The 19,913-nt window shown below is 55.4% G+C and carries 17 protein-coding genes and 1 tRNA gene; 4 read left to right on the forward strand and 14 right to left on the reverse strand.

What is annotated here, in order from left to right; all coding sequences use genetic code 11:
- Window positions 1-264 precede the first annotated feature (264 nt).
- The 14 genes from DHV10_RS22020 to DHV10_RS22085 form a co-directional block, all read right to left on the reverse strand.
- Window positions 265-903: a type 1 glutamine amidotransferase domain-containing protein gene (locus tag DHV10_RS22020; protein WP_109488572.1), complete on the reverse strand. Its 639-nt coding sequence runs from the start codon at window positions 901-903 to the stop codon at window positions 265-267.
- Window positions 904-965: 62 nt separating this feature from the next.
- Window positions 966-2,066: a hypothetical protein gene (locus DHV10_RS22025; RefSeq protein WP_109488573.1), complete on the reverse strand. Its 1,101-nt coding sequence runs from the start codon at window positions 2,064-2,066 to the stop codon at window positions 966-968.
- A gap of 22 nt (window positions 2,067-2,088) precedes the next feature.
- Entirely contained in the window at window positions 2,089-2,499 is a 411-nt protein-coding gene (locus DHV10_RS22030; RefSeq protein ID WP_109488574.1) for a hypothetical protein, read from the reverse strand.
- Between the two features lie 24 nt (window positions 2,500-2,523).
- Complete coding sequence (locus tag DHV10_RS22035; protein WP_109488575.1) at window positions 2,524-3,717, reverse strand: zinc-dependent alcohol dehydrogenase; 1,194 nt, start codon at window positions 3,715-3,717, stop codon at window positions 2,524-2,526.
- A gap of 91 nt (window positions 3,718-3,808) precedes the next feature.
- Window positions 3,809-4,555, reverse strand: a complete 747-nt coding sequence (locus tag DHV10_RS22040; protein WP_162601776.1) for an SRPBCC family protein — start codon at window positions 4,553-4,555, stop codon at window positions 3,809-3,811.
- Between the two features lie 639 nt (window positions 4,556-5,194).
- Window positions 5,195-5,428, reverse strand: a complete 234-nt coding sequence (locus DHV10_RS22045) for a DUF6429 family protein (protein ID WP_109488577.1) — start codon at window positions 5,426-5,428, stop codon at window positions 5,195-5,197.
- A gap of 46 nt (window positions 5,429-5,474) precedes the next feature.
- A complete protein-coding gene (locus DHV10_RS22050; protein ID WP_109488578.1) occupies window positions 5,475-6,176 on the reverse strand; it encodes a tyrosine-type recombinase/integrase in 702 nt (233 codons plus the stop codon).
- A gap of 60 nt (window positions 6,177-6,236) precedes the next feature.
- Window positions 6,237-7,400, reverse strand: coding sequence for a lactonase family protein (locus tag DHV10_RS22055; RefSeq protein WP_109488579.1), 1,164 nt, complete (start codon window positions 7,398-7,400; stop codon window positions 6,237-6,239).
- Window positions 7,401-8,648: 1,248 nt separating this feature from the next.
- A complete protein-coding gene (locus DHV10_RS22060; RefSeq protein ID WP_109488580.1) occupies window positions 8,649-9,119 on the reverse strand; it encodes a DUF6644 family protein in 471 nt (156 codons plus the stop codon).
- Between the two features lie 7 nt (window positions 9,120-9,126).
- Entirely contained in the window at window positions 9,127-9,546 is a 420-nt protein-coding gene (locus DHV10_RS22065) for a DUF6644 family protein (protein ID WP_109488581.1), read from the reverse strand.
- A gap of 173 nt (window positions 9,547-9,719) precedes the next feature.
- Window positions 9,720-11,012 (reverse strand): peroxiredoxin family protein, encoded by a 1,293-nt coding sequence (locus DHV10_RS22070; RefSeq protein WP_162601777.1) that lies wholly within the window; start codon window positions 11,010-11,012, stop codon window positions 9,720-9,722.
- Window positions 11,013-11,035: 23 nt separating this feature from the next.
- A complete protein-coding gene (locus DHV10_RS22075) occupies window positions 11,036-12,427 on the reverse strand; it encodes a hypothetical protein (protein WP_109488583.1) in 1,392 nt (463 codons plus the stop codon).
- A gap of 369 nt (window positions 12,428-12,796) precedes the next feature.
- A tRNA-Cys gene (locus tag DHV10_RS22080) sits at window positions 12,797-12,872 on the reverse strand.
- A 24-nt stretch (window positions 12,873-12,896) separates the two neighbouring features.
- Window positions 12,897-13,502: a hypothetical protein gene (locus DHV10_RS22085; RefSeq protein WP_162601778.1), complete on the reverse strand. Its 606-nt coding sequence runs from the start codon at window positions 13,500-13,502 to the stop codon at window positions 12,897-12,899.
- An 832-nt stretch (window positions 13,503-14,334) separates the two neighbouring features.
- On the opposite strand from DHV10_RS22085, the gene DHV10_RS22090 reads away from it, so the two are divergent.
- The 4 genes from DHV10_RS22090 to DHV10_RS22105 all read left to right on the forward strand — a co-directional run bounded on the left by DHV10_RS22090 (window position 14,335) and on the right by DHV10_RS22105 (window position 19,903).
- Window positions 14,335-14,775, forward strand: a complete 441-nt coding sequence (locus DHV10_RS22090) for a DUF6152 family protein (RefSeq protein ID WP_109488585.1) — start codon at window positions 14,335-14,337, stop codon at window positions 14,773-14,775.
- 321 nt (window positions 14,776-15,096) lie between these two features.
- The gene (locus DHV10_RS22095; protein WP_109488586.1) at window positions 15,097-15,555 is read left to right on the forward strand and encodes a hypothetical protein; all 459 of its coding nucleotides are present in this window, start codon (window positions 15,097-15,099) and stop codon (window positions 15,553-15,555) included.
- A gap of 88 nt (window positions 15,556-15,643) precedes the next feature.
- The gene (locus DHV10_RS22100; protein WP_109488587.1) at window positions 15,644-18,892 is read left to right on the forward strand and encodes a TonB-dependent receptor; all 3,249 of its coding nucleotides are present in this window, start codon (window positions 15,644-15,646) and stop codon (window positions 18,890-18,892) included.
- Between the two features lie 495 nt (window positions 18,893-19,387).
- Window positions 19,388-19,903, forward strand: coding sequence for a hypothetical protein (locus DHV10_RS22105; RefSeq protein WP_162601779.1), 516 nt, complete (start codon window positions 19,388-19,390; stop codon window positions 19,901-19,903).
- Window positions 19,904-19,913: the final 10 nt, after the last annotated feature.

Below are 19,913 nucleotides of genomic sequence, written 5' to 3' on the forward strand. Positions count from 1 at the left end.
AAGGTCGGCAAGACGCTTCTCAAGGTTGAGAGCTGCACGGCAGTAGGAGAGGACGAGCTTCACGATGTGGCGCTGTCGTTCGATGCTGGGCCTTCGGCGCAGTTGATGGATTGGATTCGATAAACCAACGGTCATCCGCAGTGACAGTAATTGCAAGAACGCCGCAGCCGTCAGAAGACGGCTGCGGCGAGATCGAATGATCAAAGGCGCATCCGCGAGCGGATGAAATAGAGCAGTGACCAGCTTACTCGCCTGGAATAGGAGTCAATTCGCCCGGGCACCCGACCACGCCCCGATCATTCCCTGGTTCCCGCTCGTCTGCTGAACAGGCGCTCCTGCGAAGAGTTCTATGATCTTCTTGTTGAATGCGCGCAGGTCTTGCGGTCCTCTGCTTGTTACTAATCTCCGATCTTCTACGACTTCTTCATTCACCCAATTAGCGCCCGCGTTTCGTAGATCCTTCTTGAGCGACGGCCACGAGGTTAACGTCCTGCCTCGCACCACCTCGGCTTCGATCAGCATCCAGGGCCCATGGCAGATCGATGAGACTGGCTTGCCGGCTTCGAAGAAGCTTCGAACGAAATCTACTGCATCGGTATTCATGCGAAGGAGATCAGGGTTGATCACTCCGCCCGGCACGTGCAATCCATCGTAGGAAGAGACCCTTGCCTCCGGAAGGTCGACATCGATTTTGAAGGAGTCTCCCCATTTCACGAGATTCCACGCCTTGATTTTTCCGCCTTTGACGAGCTTGTGCGGAGATACCAACTCCACAACCGCGCCAGCCTTCTGTAGCGCTTCTCTTGGGCTTGTAAGCTCGATTTGCTCGACGCCTTGTGTGGCTACGATCGCGATCCGTTTGTTGACGAGTTGACGTTTTGTTCCGAATCCGAAGAGTCCCATATATTCTCCCTGCTTGTCGTCCGGTTGATGTTGCAATTGGCGCGTCCTTCAATGCCGCAGGATCAAGTTGCTGTCCTATGCGTTGCCGCATCGATTTGCTGCATCGAGTACAACATTGAAGGCGCAAGGCGTTGAATGTGCGCGTCCCATCGGCCACGCATGTCGAGATACTTGGTTTTGGCATCTGAGCGATCTGATGTGTGCAGCCCGGCTGTTCGGAGCTGCGCGATCGCTCCATCCAGCCGGCGCTCCCAGACAGCAATATCGGCTAGCCCAGTTTGCTGCGACTCAGGTGGTCCTGCCGGCAGGAAGGTGGCCTCAAGCGAATTGAGCAACAACAGCGAACCCTCCCAGATCTGATCGAGCGCGCGCAGTTGTTTCACCGATGCATACTCGTCGCTCAGCGCGGAGCGGACGATCGTGACTGTATCCAGCAGGACTAATGTGGCAAACGACATTGAATAGTAGGGTTCTGCGAAACGCATGTAGAACAGCACCGGATAGAAGTGGTGGGCCTCCTTTGTGGCAGCCACCTCAGCTGCGAATTCCCAGAGCTCTGATGTACCGTGGCTCCATTCGCCGTCCGGGGCAAGTCCGGCGATCAATGCGGCAGCATCTCCGGTTCTAGCTGTGGCCAGGTAGATCTTTAGAGCGAACGTGTTCCTCTGCTGCAATTGACTGTAGATCTGCATTAGATAGGTCAGGGTCAGCGAGGTGACGGAGAGTCCGACGATGGAGTTGAACAAGTAGATGAGGCGGTAGCGTGGAACCTGCGGCGAGAAGCCGCCCGATCCCACGATGGAGATGCTGCTGCCCCCTGCATAAAGAGCGCTGATGAAATCTGTGGGCGTCTTCCCGTTGCTGGATTGAATGGCGCTGCCCAACACGGGATGAAATAGGAGGCCGTTGCCGAGCGTGAGCCCCGCGATCCAGACGAATACCAGCATGACGAGGATGACGGGACCACAAAACGAAGCAATGCGATCGCAATAGCGCGGAGCGCTTTGAGCCACTGAACGGAAGACGCGCCAGAGTGCCTGCGAAAGATATGGGCTCACGACACCGCTACCCATTCTGGCGTAGAGCACGGTGAGGAATACGTCCAACAGAATCAGCAGGACGATCAAGATCCCGCTGATCTGCTGGAGCAAGGCAATCAACATGTTTGTTCCCCGAGGACCGCTGTCAGGCGGCCTCGCGTTCCTGATGGGCGCGCTGGCTGTTCCAGTCGGTGATGGCGACGACGGATGCTTCTGCGAGCGAGTTGCCCTCGAAGATCCTGGCTGCCGGAGTATCTTTGAAGCCGAAAAGCAACGGCACCACCCAGGAGCTTGAGGCGAAGACCGCGTCCATCTTGCCGTGCGTCTCAAACGAGAAGACGGGTTTGGCGCCCCAGCGATAGTCAGTCAAGAGAGACTGCACGAGAATGAAGCCGCTGGTTGAGAAGGCCGCAGCTGCTGCAGCCTTGTTGTTCGTTCGCGAGCAAATCACGCCTACCGTAAAGAAAAAGGCTGCGTGGCAGTAGTCGATGATGCCGTGAACCTTGGGGCTGATGACCTTTGGCAGGCCAGCATCGGATGTATTTGCGAAGTTCACTTGGATCTCCTTTGAGGGGGGTTGTCAGGCTGCCAGTTGCTGTTCCCAGGGCTTCAGGACGATCTTGATACAGCGGTCCTGCTTGTCGCGAAAGATGCGATATCCTTCGGGCGCTTGATCGAGCGGCAACTTGTGGCTAATGACGAAGGAAGGGTCGATGTCGCCGCGCTGGACACGCTCGAGCAGCGGCCCCATGTAGCGCATCATGTGAGTCTGGCCGGTCTTCATCGTGATTCCCTTGTTCATGTAAGCGCCGAATGGAATTTTGTCGACGAATCCGCCGTACACACCGGGAACAGAGATCGTTCCACCTTTCTTGCAAGCCATGATGGCCTGACGAAGAACGATGGGGCGATCGGTTTCAATGCGCGCAAGCTGCTTGGCGCGATCGTACGCATACATCGCGCCGTGGCCAGAGGCTTCCATGCCGACAACATCCATGCACGCGTCAGGACCGCGGTTGCCGGTCATCTCCTGCAGCGCTTCGAGAATGTCAACTTCATCGAAGTTCAGCGTTTCTGCGCCAGCTGCGCGAGCCATCTCGAGCCGCTCGGGTACACGGTCGATAGCGATAACGCGTCCGGCGCCGAGCATGAAGCAGCTGCGAATGGCGAACTGCGCGACAGGACCACAGCCCCAGACGGCAATGGTGTCTCCGGGCCGGATGTTGCAGTTCTCCGCGCCCATATAGCCAGTCGGGAAGATGTCTGACAAGAAGACCACCTTCTCATCGGGGATGCCGTCGGGGATCTTGATGGGACCGACATCGGCGTAAGGTACGCGAGCGTACTGGGCCTGTCCGCCGCTGTAGCCGCCCAACATGTGCGTGTAGCCGAACAGTCCGGATGGACTGTACCCCATCATCTTTTCAGCGATCCATGCATTGGGGTTAGAGTTGTCGCAGCATGACCAGAGCTGGTCCTTGCAGGAGTGACAGTTCCCGCAGGCAATCGTGAAGGGAACGACGACACGATCACCCACTTTGATTTTCTGCTTATTCACCCCGGGCCCGACCTCAATGACTTCGCCCATGAACTCGTGGCCCAGGATGTCGCCCTGCTCCATGGTGGGAATGAAGCCGTCGTACAGGTGAAGATCAGAACCGCAGATGCAGGTACTGGTGATGCGGACTATGGCATCGCGCGGGTTGAGGATTTTGGGGTCAGGCACATCGTGTACCTGCATCTTTTCCTTGCCCATCCAGCAGACGGCTTTCATTCTTATGCTCCTTTGCAGGTTGAGAGATGATCGATCGAACGCGGCGAGTAGTGAATTCCAGCCACGACGCAGCGACTCTGCGTGTACTTGCCTATGCCGAGTGGCTGTAAGCCAATGCGACTTGCGGGTCAGGCAGGTTGGTCTTCTCGCGGAAGAGAACTTGCTCAGTGTGGCCGTGAATACCGCGTGGGCCGTGTGTCTGGCCGCGGGTTGTGGGCACCTCTCCGGTTTCGAGCAGTTGCTTGAAACGGCGCAAATCCTCGCGTACGACGAACTCCGGGTTCTTGCCGAACAGAGCCGCCAGGCCGCTCGTAACCGAACCGCCGGGAATGCCGTACCGCACGTTGGCGCTCACAAATGTGCCGCGTCCTTGCGGGTCAGAGCGGAACTCCACTGATCCGCTTGTGTAAACGTCGGAGTTGGGAAGAGAGCGCCACGCGATACGTTGATTCGGCGTATCGTCGGTGATTTCAGCGTGCCATCGGATCTCGCGTTGTCCCGGTCCGAGCGCAATCCACTCGGAACGGCGGGAGTCGAGTTCGCGGACCGATTTGAGGTGAGCCATGAAACGTGGAAGTCCTTTGAAGTTACGCCACAGCTTGTAAGCCTGCTCTGGCGAAGCGTTCAGGAGGAAGACAGCGTGAGTACTGGATTCAGTTGATTGACCCCGTGCGGCTTTGTACGCGAGTAAGCCGCCCGCTGCCGCGAGCGCGGTTCCGGTTTTGGATCGACGTGTGAGACCGTAAGCGACAAGTGCTGCCGCCCCAAGCACAAGGGTCTTGGGACCGAACGGCAGTTGGCTGGAGAAGTGGTCGAAAGAGGCAGAAGACCGCTGCATGAAAAACTCCTTTCGTGCGGATGCGTGCACGGGCCGCCTCGGCATCTTGTCGAGGGGCATTCGCAAGAGAGGCCGAGTATCGCGTTGTCGTAAATGTGCCAGGCTGGCTGTTCGTGATTTTCGGGGAGCGTGCTGATGCCAGGTACCCCGTCCAAGGCGGAGCGTGCACCGCCGGGTGCCGAACTCAATCGAGTCTGGCCTTGCGTCTACCCAGCGAACTTTCGGGCAGAAGTAGCGGATATGGATGTCGTCTGAGTTTGTGAGGTTGCTGTAAAAACGCGCGAAAAGTTCGATCACGAGAAATTCTAGACCAAGGTCTTTTTGCTATTTTCGCGAGCTACTCGGGCTCGACTAGGAAGCACCGACGATCTATGATGCATGTGCAGTCCGCTTCAACTCTCGGATCCTCCTTCGCAAAAAGACCTCAGTGCTTACGCTCAGTCCTGCCCAGGGATGTGGATCTGTTTGCGGTGAGGTGCTGAGAGGTACCGATAGACGGGCATATGGCCAACGATCCACTTTGACAGGAAGTCGCCAACTTGGACTCTGAAAGGCGAAGGATCGTCAAAGGGAACAGTTGTCGGCTACTCGGAACTAAACCGAGAAAATCGGCGCTTGCATAGACCACCAGATTCACCGTTACGACGTGAAATACTTTTCGAAGAGGCGTTTCGACTGCTTCTCACCTTCTTCAGTCAACACAACTGACTTCTGATCACCCCGTGGATCGAAGATGAAGTTCTTGGAATAAAGTCGATCCATCGTGTCGAAGTCATGCCCCTTCCAAGCCCTTACCGCACCGGCCTGCTTGAAGCGGGTGAGCCAAAGAAGCGCGAGGGTCACCTCATCCACTTTGTCTCGATCGAATTCCATCTCCTCACCTCGACGTAATTGTTCCAGAAAGGCCGGGCACTTTCCATCAGGGCTTCGGTTCAATTCCGATCCGATCATTGACTGCACATCGCAACCGCTGCTTGCTTCCAAGGTACCGTTCCGTGGTCTGGATCGACACATGCCCGAGGAGAAACTGAATCTGCTCAAGTTCCCCTCCGGCGGACTGGCAAAGTCGAGCGCAGGTCCGGCGCAGATCATGCGGGGCGACGTTAGGCAGCCCTGCTCTTCTGGCCGACTTCCGGACGATGTGCCAGATAGCCTTCTCTGAGATGTGCTCTCCGCGAACCTGTCCCGACCTGTTTACCCGCCGAAAGATTAGGCCTTCGCAGATTCCGGCAGCCCTGATCCAGCTCTCCAACTGTTCCCGCACCCAGTCAGGAATGGGAACAGTTCGAACATGATCTCCTTTTCCAATGAGATCGACAATTGCCCATCGCCCCTCTCGCTGTTCCAGATCTCGCAACTTCAGTGAAACCGCTTCATGTCGGCGAAGTCCACACGCCAGAAGGAGTGCGAAAAGCGCTCGATCTCGTTTGCCTTTTAGGCCATTGGGATCCGGCGCCTCCCAGAGAGCTTTGCTCTCTTCTGCTGAAAGCCAATTGCCTAGCCGGATCTCTGCTAATCCTTCGCCTTTTGCGTTCCGAGTTGCCGTCCATCCGCTCAGAACTGATCCTAAGAGTACTGAAGTGCCCGGATATGATTCGAGCCGAATAGGGTTAGCATTGATGACTGCAGCAAAGTGTTACAGCCGGGAAGTCTCCCGGCTGCCTGTTGCTTCGAAGCTTTTCTACTTGGGCTGAACTGTCAATGCGACCGGATGAGCGACAACGAAGGGTGATCCGGAAACGCTGCTCACACTGCCGGTTGTCGGGTGGTAGGCGAACACGTAAATCCGGCTGTCCGCGTTGCTAATAGCGTAGAGATGATTCTTGTTGTCCCACTGCACCATGTCGATCGGCGCTGAGGTCAGCAGCCCGGTGTGCGGCGTAGCTTGGCCAGAGGGGTTGAAGTTGAAAAGTTGCAGACCTTTGTCACCTGCGATTGCAAGCAGCTTGCCCGATGGAGCCATACTCGTCCAGCGCACATGGGCCACCTGGGTGGCATGCATGTTTGAATACGTACTGCTCGTCGTCAAATTGCCGTTTGTCGTGTTGATGGCGTATGTTGCAATCCTGTCGTTCTCCCCGCTTGGATAGGTGATATCTACGGCCATGTGATTGGTCGGGTCCGGCGTGCTGTAGCCTATGCACTCTGTCCAATAGCTGGTCGTTGGCGGAGGAGTTGGGAAGTTGTATTGAATATTATTCAGCTGCAACGCTCCATTCGACTGCTTCTTGAAGGCCCCGAAACTGGTGATTGTCAGGTTGCAACCTGCCGCATATGCAAACAAGTTATTCGCGCTTAGGTTGAGAGGCGGGAACATGTAGCGGTCGGGGCCGCTGGTCGCCAGATAATTCAACAACCCAGTCGTCTGATTTACAGACCAGGACTGATAGGCAGGCACATCGTTGCAGCCGTTTGAGTTCAGTACCAACTGGTACAAGAACTGCCCGGTGTGATCAAGGGTGAGGAATGAGCCGTCGTTGCAGGAATTCCCCGTTCCTTTGTTCTGGATGTTCGTTGCTCCAACATACTTGAGCGCACCATTTGACTCGATCAGGTATGAGAAAATGTTGCGGCCATTATCTGTGGCAATGTTGTCGGATCCAAAGAGGAACTTTCCGTTCACTGCCATGTAGCCTAGATTGGCGCCCCACGGCGAACCTGAAATCTGCGAAAGCTGACCGCTGGCGTTGGAGACGAACCCGACAACCCGGTTATTTGATCCGCTGTAATTGCTCGTCACATAGACGAATGCGGACGGAGCAGTTTGCGAACCGGCCGATTGTGAGCAGAGAAAAGCCGCGGACAAGACCGCGCACGTCAGGAAAGAACCCATTTTAGGAAACATGATAAAGATCCCCGAGAAGATTGATTTTCTTCCGCGGTGCTCGAGGCAGAGAGCGCGTCCCTCCGTGTGTAAGGATCAGGCCTCGACGGGCCATATCCTTGACCGCGTGAATCCGCACAGGCGTACATGCCCGCAATTGTGTGATTCACCTATAGCATTCTGCTGTTGCCCCAAGGACAGCTTCTCTCATTCCGCCAACAGCAGCCATCGTCCGCAGTAGCCGCCAGTTCGTGCTGCTTCAAGGACTTAGACCGGACGGGAACGCCCAGCTTGAAGACGAGTGATACATGTGCATCCGCCCGTGCGTCCTTGAGGGACGGATTACCGGCTACTCGGAGTGCGCCGGGCTAAACCGGCATGTTGTAGGGGTGCAAGTCCCTGCAGGAAAGGAAATTGCGAATCCATCCTGACCTCGAGTCTTGCGGGTGACATCGTGAGGTGTCACTCGAAGCGTAGACAGAGGCATTGGTGGGCGGGGTGATTGAGCTTCGAAAAGCCGGAAGAACAGGATGCCGACTCCCTTCTGAGATGGAGGAAGGCAATACGGCGGCTGCGTTATTCGCGAGTGGCTGTCCGGTCCTGCGCAGTCTAAGAGCCCGCGCACGCCAAGAAAACAACATGCACGAGAACCGGGAGATCTCCTGTGTGCCTTGGGGAATATGCGAAGGCCGGTCCGTGAAGGCCAAAAGCCGTACGACGGACATGCACGTGCTGGAGAAGTCGGACTGCGCCGTAGTACCGATGAACTCGCCGAACAATGGAAGGTGACTTCCGGCGGAGACTGGGGAGGGAAGGGCGCAGCTGGAGGAGAACATCGCTGGGGCACACATGCTCCTGACCAGAGCAGGAATCAGCATGCCCCAGTGCTCGGCGGTGTGCGTTGGGCAAGCTGCAGTCTAGTTTGCTTCACGCCATGATCCTTCAGAGGAGCCGTATGCGTAGACGCGCACGTACGGATCTGTGCGGGGGCGGTTCGTGAGAACCGTCCCTACCGCGACACTAACCAGCGTTGGGGCGAAGGTTCGTCATCCGCTCCGGATGTTAGATCGAGGATGGCTGTCACTGGAGAATCACAGACAGAGCATCTCGCCCACCGCGGCCTTCACCGGACCACGCAGGCAAATTCCACATAAGCGATTCCGCCCTAGTCCGAAATCCAGGCGAGCCGAGCGACAGTTCCAGCCTTGTTACTCACGATTGACAATGGGGGATGTGAACTCATTTTGCCTTAATTCGGTGAGCGAGCCGTCAAAGAAGTCCGATCGCACGGCCCGCGAGGCCAACGCTGAGCCATGAAAGCAGTGAAATCGCCGCTCCAGCGCGAACCCACCACGGGGTCTGGATTGAAGAAGTTGACTTCTGGATTGCCGTGATAGTGAAGTAAAGCACTATAGAGATCACCAAAGCGGCCATCTTAGCTCGGAACGCCGGACTGTAGTAGCACTTTAGCGCTTCCTCTGAGACCATCAGGACCCCTGTCATAACCATTCCGATGAGGCTGATGAGGACGATCGGCAACAATCCCGATGCAAGCTTTTGAGGCTCCGTGCGCTTCCATGCGAAAAGGAAACTGAGGTGAATCACGAGGAGCGCGCCTCCGAGCGAAGCTAGCGCAATGAGATGGACCGTCTCGGCCACTGCAAAGGCCCATACAGACTTCTGCATGAATTGGCCGAGGGATGAATGACTGAGCCACTGAAAGAATGTAAGCAGGTGCATGAGGCTCCTAATTGAAGTATGCGGTGGCGCGACCAGCAGCGATGATGGCAGTCCAGAGCGTTAACGAGGTTGCTCCTGCGAGTCGAGCGGCAAATGGGGTCTTTGGGGACGTATCCCATTCGGTTATCCGTTTGTAGACAATGCGGTAATAGATGACGGGATTTAGGCCAGCTAGAAGAAGAAGAATGAGTTTCAATCGGAAGGCAGGATTGGCGTATGATTTGGCCGCTTCTGCGGCGAAGAGCATAGAGCCGCTGATAACGAGAATGCCGAAACCTGTCCACACGATAGGAAGGACCTGACGAGCCACTGTCGTAACTCGCTCGCCGCGAAAGAGCACTCCAAGGAGCCTGAGATCGAGAATTGCAATGGTTCCGGCCAGCATGGTGATGGCAAGAACATGTACTGTCTCCACGATCGGAAACACCCATAACGATTCCCGTAGCGCAGTGGCGGGCCCGGTGTCATTCAGCCATTGACAGAGGTGTTGAATCGACCCCACTTGATTATGTCCTTTCGTGAGATGCCGTTCCGTTCGATTGACGATTGGCGCGCCCGCTGAATGCGACCTTCTGCCGAGCAGTGAGCGCGCCCTATGACTCAGTTTCCGGCTCTTCCAACTTGCTCAGAAGAAGCACGCTGAACAGGGTTTTCTGAGAGCAACTGATCGATCTCGTTTGTGAATTCCGCTTGCAGTTCGCTGTTGAAGCGGCCGCTCGCGGGCGCTGCAAAGCCGGAGTGGATCTTGCGTACGCGGCCGTCCTTACCAACAAATAGGGTGGCTGGCCATGTATTGAGATTTAGAGCCTGTGGAACCTTTTCCCACATCTCAGCTGGTGCGCCGGCAATCAAGTAGGTGTAGGGGATGTTGTATTTCTTTATGAAGGCCTTGGCGCGATGCAGTTCCTGCTGCTGTTCGGGCTCTTCGAAGTCGAGGGCGACGATTTCCAGACCCTTACTGTGATACTTGGAGTAAAGCTGCACCAGGTACTGAGCCTCGTCATGGCAATTGGGGCACCAGGTTCCAGTCACAATCGCCAGATAGACCTTCCCTTTGAATCTTGGGTCCTCGCTCGAAACCAGCTTTCCGTTCACGTCTGGGAATGAGAAACTGAACCGTTCGTTGCGGTCGCGAAGGGTAGTGTGAGTGGTGAAGTCGGCCGGTTCGGGCAATCCCTTAGATCTCGCGACTTCGGGCCGCCAAGCAACAAGCGGATCCGCCGGTGTGTACGCTCCGCGAAGCTGGATGTGAAGAGATCCGTCAGGTTGTGCCGTAACTTCTGCCACCAGAGGTCGTGATCCATCGAAGTGACTGAGCACAAATTTGTTGTCTTTGTACGATCCGACGAGTGCGCCTGTGTCGCCGTCGACACGCAAAATGGATGCAGATACGTCGCCTCCGTGCTGGTGGACCACAAATCGCCACGCCTTTTCGCCTTTCTGAGTCTCATGCTCGATTTCCCAGATCCCACCGATCTCCGGTGCGTTCTCCGCAGCAACGGTGGATTGGTCGACGTGACGCACCGCCGAAAATGGATAGTTAGCGATGTATCGGTCGGCTTCAAACCGACCGTCGACTTCTCCAGTCAACTTGCCATCCTGAACTGAGGCAACGATACGAGTCAGATAATGGTCAAAGTTGAGCGTCAACTTGCCGTTTTCAAATTGTGCGCTCGTCGTGGTCTGCTTTAGATCCCCGTTGTATAAAGTGCCAACGAGAGACGACCCTTCGCCGGATACATCGAGGCGAAAAGGAATCGCAGTCTGGTTCAGGGTGAAGGTTGCGTCCCATCGGCCCTGAGGTGGGGCGGATGGAGATTGCGCTGCGATCGTACTAAGACCGGCCAGCGCGGTGGCGGCCAGTCCAAGCAACAAATTGGGGAAGCGTTTCATGATTCCTCCGTTTCGGTTTTTCATCAATTTGTCGACAGCCCGGCCAGCCTTCGTCCGAGCCCAACTTTTGCGTGAAGGTTTTGTTTGCGAGATTGTCTCCACTCAGATGGAAGATCCGGTTTCGTTTCGAGCAATATCTCGAGAATGGATTTACGATCGTCGGGCGAGAGCCGTGAAAAGTCGGAGCCCTGATCTTCGCCGGTTAGAACCTGGTGAAGCCGGTGATATATGTAACTCTTCGCAGGCTCCGGAATTGCATCCCAGTCATCGGAATAGATAAGGTAGCTGCACGGGTAACGGAAGATGCGCGTGTGCAGATCGAAGTCTCGAAGGGTTCGTCCTCTCCGATCAAACGGGCCAAGCTGCTCGAACTCTGTCTGAAATCCAGATGAACCAGCTACAGGCGAACTCAACTCAGCTTCGTTCGTGAACAACAGATATCGAAGCAAATCCTCTGCTGGCTTCTCGAACTGCCTTTGCGCTTCTGCGGCGGCCTGGCTCCAGGATGCGCCTTTCTGGGCTTGCTCGTACAAGGCGATTCGCGCCTTATAGCTCGTCAGGGTGATCAGGTTGTGCATTTGCGTCTGGTGACCGAGGACCAGGTGGGCGACGATGTCGCTTTGGTCGCTTAGATAGACCGACGAGTCAAAGAGGGCCGAGAGACTGGTGATGTTTGAGCCTGCTGTCGTGTCCAGTACTTCAGGGTGAGCCTCATCCTGAACCGTGACATTGCCCATGTGGTGCTGGGAGCCCGATGTTCCTGTCACATACCAGCCGCCCCAACGTTCTCTCAAGGGGCTCTCCTGACCAGTGGTGAAGGTGTGAGCATATTCCGCCAATGTGCCCTTCGGAGTGACGTAGGCAGATCGAAGCAGAACTCCCGGCACGTTTCGTGTGCCCGTCCCGATATGGCATTGCGTGCAGTCGAGCTCGGCTCGTTCAAATCTAGGCTGATCATGCTTTTGTGCCCTGAGCAGATAAAAGATCGCGCCTTTGATTGGGTCGAATGAGACCAGCTCGAGGACTGGGCCATTCTTCACGAATCCCACATAGACGTCGTCGTTGAAATAGAGCGCGCGGGGAGTTTGAGGAGAAATTCTCTTGTATTGAAAGCTGGTCTTTGAGAACACCAATGTTTGCGAACTGACTGGAATCTGCAAGTTCTTCAAAAGTGACTGAAGGTATCCGCCTTTCGGATCCCAATCGAGATGTGTCTGGCCGTTCTCTAGTTTCTTCTCGAGCCGAGCGACGGGATCGCGGAGATCGTCGGAGAGGTAGAGTATAGGTGCGTCGCTAAAGGGAACGTATCCCTGGTTGCGCACCGCCACTTGTCCATGGACTGTGCCTGTCCTTAGCACTGTGAACGAAGTGCCCACGATCATCATGAATGCGATCAGAATCCACCTGCCTGGCACTGTAGGTTGCCTCCGTCGAACAACTTGGGTGTAGAGCTAGAGATTGCCTTAGGTCTTCCGACCATTCGAATTAAGATCAGCAGCGAGATTGAGAGAAGCAGTAGGAGCAATGTCTCAAGTTGCCATTGAGACATCGATTGCAATGAGGAAGGTTGTGGAGTAATAGACAGGGTCAACAACAACAAAGGTGCAACAGGCTAAGAGCGTGCGCGGAAAATGTCGGACTGTGGCGCTGCGCGTTCATATCGGCAGTCGACCCTTCCTGGCTGGAAAAAGGAACATTCCCAGCTGGCGAAGGACCGAGTTCGTTAAGAATCTGCATTCCAGTCAACCTTGTCGTCTGACTCAAGAAGTAATTGCCTGACGAGTTGGAGCGCCGTGCGGGAATCGAACCCGCGGATACTGGCTTTGCAGGCCAGCGCGTTAGCCACTTCGCCACCGGCGCTCATTGAAATCTCAACCCACCGACCTAGTTCAGAATCGATGTCACCGCCGGATGATCTTTGTCGGGTGGCGGAGGTAAAGGAGTTACCTTGTCGTAACCTCGTTGCCCGTCTGGGCCAATTGGTCCCGGCCCTGGCTGTAAATGGGGTGCATCGACGTTGTCTTCTGCACAGGAATACTCATGCACGATCTGGGTCGGCTTACCAATAAGCCAAGTGCGCTGATAGTGAATTGGCTCGGTGTAGAACTTAGGGTCGATGATCGTCAACTCAAGGTGCAGATGGCCCGCGTCAGGCCGCGTCCAGCGTTCGATCGTATGGAGCTGATCGCTGTGCGGATTCGCGTTTTCGTCAGCCCATGTTCTCGCCTCTTTGAACGCGACGGAATCAATGACAAAGGTATCTCCATCCCACGTCCCGATCTCATCACCAAAGAAGGAAGGGTCGGGATCGGGATCATGCTGTCTGCCATCAAAGGGGACCAGCCTATACGTCGTATACCAGTAGAGAAATGCCGCATGATGTGACCCCTGGAGAAGTTGGAAAGGCAGAGCGCTTGCATCATGCCTAGGCATCCCACCGACGACGCACAAGCTCTCGGGGTCAATCGTGTGTTCGATGTTGTGTTTCAACGCTGCCGATCCCGCTGCGGTAAAGGGCAATTTATAACCGGGAGGTCTTTGCCAATGTTTCCTACAGGCCTATCCTGCTTTGACGGCACCCAGTATCCCGAGAGGTCCGGGTGCCCGTCGATCCGAGGTGCAGGTCCAGTGGGAACGTCAGATTCATTGCGTGAGAATTCGGATAGGGCCTGTTCTGAGTCCGATTTGAGACCCGGCGACTTCTGTTTCTCTGTTTGCGATTCGCTTTGAGCGCCTGACCCTGCCGCGCGCTGAAGAAAGCTAAGCGGGTTCCGTGTGTGAAGCCACGTCGGACCTTCGAGCGCATGCGCGGACGAACTATGAATCGCGAATAGTGCGAAAATGCTAAGGATGTACCGTCGATACACTGCCGCAGCGCTCCTTTGAAAAGAGTCCTCGGTTCGATCAGCCAAGCGGCGCGCATACATGCATACGCTCGTCTGAAGGGACAGCTGTGGATGACTTGGTCTGGGAGGGGCAGCGGTAGGTTTAGTGCTGCCGAGCGCAGTTCGACACTCCACGGCTCTCGCTGTTGAACAGGCGACAACAACAGGTGCGGGAGGCGACGAACATAGCGCTACCGTAACCGAGTTTGTTTTTTTCGTCAACTCTGGTTGACAGAAAAATCGACCTAAGTTACATTCACCCCATGTCGCGCATCGCTTACGCACTCTGTTGTCGTACTTCATCATTCCGATGGAGCCGGCGTTGTGCGCATCTGTAGCGATCGTTGATTGACCTCGATCTTTCGCTATCAATGAGGCCCGCTCCATGTGAGCGGGCCTTTTCCTTTTGCGAATACACATCTCGAGGAAACAGAACTATGAAACTGCATCGGAGCGCCCTGGCGCTGTCACTTGCCTTAATCGCAGCATTACCTTCCTTTGCCCATCACTCGTTCTCTGCTGAATTCGACGGGACCAAGCCTGTGCGTCTGGTAGGAAGAATCACCCGCGTGGAGTGGACTAATCCTCACGCCTATCTGTATCTGGACGTCACCGACGCCAAGGGAAACACTGCAAATTGGGGAGCGGAAAGCGCAGGGCCGGGTGCACTCAGCCGGCGTGGATGGAAGAAGACAGACCTGAAGATCGGAGATAGCGTCGTGATCGACGGTTATCGAGCGAAAGACGGTTCAAAGCTAGTGGACTGCAGACGCATCACGCTTCCAGACGGACGAAGCATTTACGGTGGCACCCCAGGGGACGGTGGTCCAGGCGATAACGGCACGAACGAGGGTGCACCGGTGGCGCCGAAGCACTAAGTGACGGCAGCGCATCCGAAATGACGCGTGGATCACAGCATCCCAGACAGGAAGACAGATATGAACGGCACAAACCGCAGCACAAATCTGATGAACACGTGGTGTTGTTGCATGGCGAACATACCGATCGCGATGCAGACCTTGTGTTGTGCCTAGTTCAAACTAGCGTCTCTTAAGGCCCGCTTCGCAAGAATGCAAGCGGGCCTTCGTGTCTCTCGCCGAAGCTAACGCAGTCTGCCGATCAGAGCACTCTCTGGCCGGGGAGGGACACGTTCCATCAATCGGTAGATCTGAGCACTCTTCTAAAGGAGAATCTGCAGCATGAAACGTCTTCTTCATTCGCTCACCCTCATGATCCTGGTTTGCGGACTGCGTGTCCCCGTGTCTTCTCACGCCGCAGCACAGGCATCCTCGTCCAGCGCTTCAAGGCCATACCTTGTCGAATGGGTCTATCGAGTGAAGTACGGCTACGAGGACGAGTGGTGGCAGCTCTTCCAGAAGTATCAGATTGCCACTCTGGACAAGGAGAAGAATCTGGGCTACGTGACGAGCTACCAGCTGTTCAAACCCGGCCTTCATGCAGGAGAGGATTCGCGCTGGGACTACCGAGTGATCATCGTCTACAAAGATCAGGCCTCCGCTTCACACGGCGGAGAAGTGGAGAAGGCGCTTTTTCCGGATACTACTGCACGCAAGAAGGACGAGAACCGTCGCTGGGAATTGACGACGAACCATTGGGACCTTCCTATCCGCGAAGTCGACCCACACAGCGCTGAATAGATTCACAGCATATTTTCTGGATGGCCAACGACTGCGCCTGCTGCCGGACATCCCTACTCGAAACCCATTCATTTTCAGGAGGCATTTCATGACGCACTACATCAAGTCAGTTTCTCGCCGATGGCACATCGCTGTCGTAGTGATGGTGCTGCTATCTCTCCAAGTTGCTCTTGCGCAGACGTTCCGAGGTGGAATTGGCGGAACGATTACTGACGCCTCGGGCGGCAGAGTGGCCAACGCGCAAGTCACGATTACCGAGGATGCAACAGGCGTTGCGCATACCGTCCTCTCATCAAGCGCCGGCGAATACAGCCTCCGCGATCTTCCTGCCGGGAGATACACGGTGTCCGTCGCAGCCCCAGGCCTTGAGAGTCGTGCAGTGCATGGGGTTCAGGTGACGGCAGGCAATATCGCATCTATCGACGCTCAGCTCGCAGTCGCTAAAGCAGAGACTACCGTTGATGTAGTAGCTACTGCACTGACGCTGGACACCGAAAGCAGCACGCAATCCGCCGTTCTTGACCAGCAAGTGCAAGACACGCCCATCGCGGGCCGCGATTTTCTGCAATTCACAGCCCTACAACCCGGGTTCGCCGGCTACCAGAACCAGGCATCTGGTTCAGTCAATGGCTCACGCAGAAATGGTGTCAATTTCCTCATTGATGGAACTGACAACAACGACCTTTGGCACAACATCCCGGCCGTCAACCAAGGAGGAGTGGCTGGAATCGCTGGAACCGAACTGCCTGTCGACGCGATCCAGGAGTACACGCTTGAGACAAATGCGAGCAGCGAGAGCGGCAGGAATCCCGGTGGCACCGTAAACCTGGCAATCAAGTCAGGTACAAATCAGTTGCACGGATCGGCTTATGAGTACATTCGGAATGAGGCGCTAGCGGCCCAAAATCCATTCCTCCCATTTGGGTATGCAAAGCCGAAGAATCGCAGCGAAAATCGTGGTTTCACAGTGGGGGGACCGATCCTCCCAAATCGCACGTTCTACTTCGTCGCGTTTGAGTATCAGAAATTCAATATCAATCCCGATGCAGTGGGCACTGTTCCAGGTACCGGATACCAGACCAAAGCCAATTCGCTGCTTGCTGAGCACAGCCTGAGCCCAAATCCGGTAACATCAGCTCTCCTGAACTCGCTCTGGCCCGCTAAGGCGCTCGCAGTGGCTTCAGCAACGCCCAATAACTACTTCTCTCCGGACGACGAGTTCGGTTTCAGTTACAACTGGCTAGTCAAATTTGACCACCACCTGAATAGCAAAAACGATCTGTCATTCCACTGGTTCGCGGGCCAGGGCAATCAAACAGCTCCGGTAGGATCTGCACTGGGCTACTACTACCAGGTCGCCCCACTGCATGATCAGAACTATTCCCTCGTTGTGAATACGTCAGTGACACCGTCGCTCACGAATCAGGCACAGCTCGGAGTGAGCTATTTCAACCAAATATTCCACGACCAGAACAATAAGCAGGATGTTGGCTCTGCTGGGCTTGTAACGGGTTCACGCTTCAGCTCCGGGGCTCCGAACCTCATCGTCGGCAACTTTGATCAAGTTGGATTGACGCCACCCGAGGGCAGGAGTGACCTGACCGGGCATCTGGATGATGCGGTGACCTGGAATATCGGCAAGCATACGTTCCGGCTTGGTGGGGAGTTTCGCTACGCACAGATCGATGAGTTCTACTTCTTAAACTCCCTCGGCTCGCTCACCTTCAATGGCCTTACAGGTCCGTGGAGCACAAGCAGCAAAACAGCATACGACGCGACAGTGGACTCGAACTCGAAGGCTCTCGCCGATTTTCTGATTGGTGCATCCTCAAGCTCGTCAATCCAAACCGGAAACCAGGAGCGCTGGGCCTATGAGAAGACATTTGCTCTCTTTGCCCACGACAACTATCACTTGTCCAAGAACCTGACAGTTAACTATGGTGTGAGATACGACTACACCGGCCCGTTCTACAACAGCGACAAAAACCTCTCTGTCTTCGACACAAAAGCGGCTCAACCTGTATTTCTCGGAGCTGGACTAAGCAGCTTAAGACAACAGCGTTGGACGGACTTCAGCCCACGCGTAGGGTTCTCTTACTCACCGGAAAAGCTTCAAGGTTTCGTATTGCGCGGTGGAGCGGGAGTGTACTATGACACACCGAATCTGAACCCCTTTCTTAGCAACAATCCAGGAAACGGCGCGGCTACCGGCGTCCAGGGCAATCCCGGGGGCGCAGATCCGGTGAAAGCCATTTCAAACCCAGGCACGGAGACCATCGTCTCCGGGCAGAACTTCTTCGCGAGTGCAACGGCTGCTTCCTTACTGGGCGGTTTTTCAGTTGCGCGGGACTTCCAAACACCAGTCAGCTACAACTACTACACCCAGATCGAAAAGAGCATCGGTGGCAAGGTGATCGCGCAGGTGGGATATGTCGGTTCAGAAAGCCGACATTTGATCACGCTGTTTGACATTAATTCTGCGGCCCTCAATCCGACGGGTTCAGTTGTGCAGTCATCGCGTCCATACACCCATTGGAAAGCAATCAACGAACTGCGATCCAACGGGAACTCGAACTACAACTCGCTTCAAGCAGTGATCCGTTCCCAGAACTGGCACGGCCTTACTTCGCAGGCGGCCTACACGTGGTCGCACAATCTCGATGAATTAACCCAGTACCGAAACACGTATGCTTTACCTCAAATCAACAACGTCCCAGGCATCGATGGTCTGAAAGCAAACTATGGCAACAGTGACTATGACGTCCGCAATACGCTCACTAGCGTCTTCAGCTACGAGTTACCGAAGTTCGCGCACGGGCCGAGCCGCCTTACGAACGGCTGGCAAGCTAATTCATTGCTCAGTTTCCACGGCGGTCAACCGTTCACAGTGCGGAATCGCTCGCTCGATAATTCAGGAACCGGAGATAAGACGCAATTCGCGACCCTGGTTGCTGGACAACGCCCCAGATCAGGGGTCACTCCTTCCAGCGTCTCGACAAAAGTGCAATGGCTTAATACTGCCGCATTCGGACAGCCGGCGCCCGGTACGTACTCCTTCAGCCAGCGCCGGAACCAGATTTGGGGCCCAGGATACAGTGATGTGGACCTCTCGCTGTTCAAAACAACACCTATCACCGATCGCGTCAATTCTCAGTTCCGCGTCGAACTCTACAACATCTTCAACCGCACCAACTTGGGCTCACCAACTGCGACGTACGCCTTTGGCACGAATAGCTTCGGCTCGATCAGTCAAACGGTTGGGGCATATGGGTCGGCACCGGGTATCGGTCCTGGCGAACCCTTCAACGTTCAGCTTGCGTTGAAGATCTTGTTCTGAGGGACTTCCGATTGAGCGGAGCCAGTACGATGTCGGGGGCTGGCTCTACTCCTCATTTGAGAGTTCTGATGCGCAGGGAAGAGGGAAAGAGAGTCTCCACAGGCCGAGCGCAGATGCTGCGCCTAGACTCTGCAGAGCATCGAAAACTGGGGACATGAAACCCCGGCGACCGAAGACCTAAAACGGATTCTCATGGACCGTATTGAAGAGTGCGACTCCATAGACAAGCTGATAGGGCCACCGTTGCTCGTCCGTCTGCGGAAGAATGGAAACTAGACTTTCCGCGGAGCGGCTGTCCCGGATTTATCCAAGCTGCCGAGACAGCATGGATCCGTTGATATCGATAGACGGGCTTCTGATTACGCATTGCTGGCGAATAACCGGCAACTCTTCCCTTTGCTGATCCTTCGCCTTCTAGGGTCCGAGTAGCCGACGACTCGACCATTGAGCTGTTTTTGAACTACCATTTCGCAAATGCAAACGGAGAGCGAAAGGTTGAACGACGCCCTGACGGGGATGGATTTCTGGTCGTTCAAGCCCGCGCTCGTAGCCCTGATGATTGTTGCTGCCCTTGAGGTTCTTTGCCAGCTTCCCGGACTGATTAGTCTCGTTCTGGTCCCCCTTCTATTCCTCGGCTACAGAATTTCTTTTCTTGTTATCGGTGCGATTGCGGTGTACTGCGCCATCAAGAAACGCCCGCGAAGAGCAATTTCCGTCCTCTTTGTAGTTCTTCTGCCCGTGCTGTTGTGGCGGCCAGTGAACTGGGCTGCGGAGGTGATACACCTTGGCCTCACAGTCGGCCTAGGTGTCGGTCAGCTTGGCACTCCTTCAAGCTCGAAGGGCGGCGATTTCGTGACCTATGACTGGTCAGTGGGATTAGCTGGCGGCCCGAACACATTCCTGATTCATGACTCGAGCGACGAGATTGTCTGCCAACTTCTGAGCATGCACATCCGCAAAGCTCCGGAAATGGCTTGGAAGAAGAATGCGCGGGCAAAGCTCGCCGTCTGATACACCACTA

Source organism: Occallatibacter savannae, assembly GCF_003131205.1.
GTDB lineage: Bacteria > Acidobacteriota > Terriglobia > Terriglobales > Acidobacteriaceae > Telmatobacter > Telmatobacter savannae.

Bases quoted from the DNA above. Each gene is read 5' to 3' on its own strand.
- DHV10_RS22020 (WP_109488572.1), bottom strand. From the start codon at position 903: ATGGGACTCTTCGGATTCGGAACAAAACGTCAACTCGTCAACAAACGG.
- DHV10_RS22025 (WP_109488573.1), bottom strand. From the start codon at position 2,066: ATGTTGATTGCCTTGCTCCAGCAGATCAGCGGGATCTTGATCGTCCTG.
- DHV10_RS22035 (WP_109488575.1), bottom strand. From the start codon at position 3,717: ATGAAAGCCGTCTGCTGGATGGGCAAGGAAAAGATGCAGGTACACGAT.
- DHV10_RS22040 (WP_162601776.1), bottom strand. From the start codon at position 4,555: ATGCAGCGGTCTTCTGCCTCTTTCGACCACTTCTCCAGCCAACTGCCG.
- DHV10_RS22045 (WP_109488577.1), bottom strand. From the start codon at position 5,428: ATGGAATTCGATCGAGACAAAGTGGATGAGGTGACCCTCGCGCTTCTT.
- DHV10_RS22055 (WP_109488579.1), bottom strand. From the start codon at position 7,400: ATGTTTCCTAAAATGGGTTCTTTCCTGACGTGCGCGGTCTTGTCCGCG.
- DHV10_RS22060 (WP_109488580.1), bottom strand. From the start codon at position 9,119: ATGCACCTGCTTACATTCTTTCAGTGGCTCAGTCATTCATCCCTCGGC.
- DHV10_RS22070 (WP_162601777.1), bottom strand. From the start codon at position 11,012: ATGAAACGCTTCCCCAATTTGTTGCTTGGACTGGCCGCCACCGCGCTG.
- DHV10_RS22090 (WP_109488585.1), top strand. From the start codon at position 14,335: ATGAAACTGCATCGGAGCGCCCTGGCGCTGTCACTTGCCTTAATCGCA.
- DHV10_RS22095 (WP_109488586.1), top strand. From the start codon at position 15,097: ATGAAACGTCTTCTTCATTCGCTCACCCTCATGATCCTGGTTTGCGGA.
- DHV10_RS22100 (WP_109488587.1), top strand. From the start codon at position 15,644: ATGACGCACTACATCAAGTCAGTTTCTCGCCGATGGCACATCGCTGTC.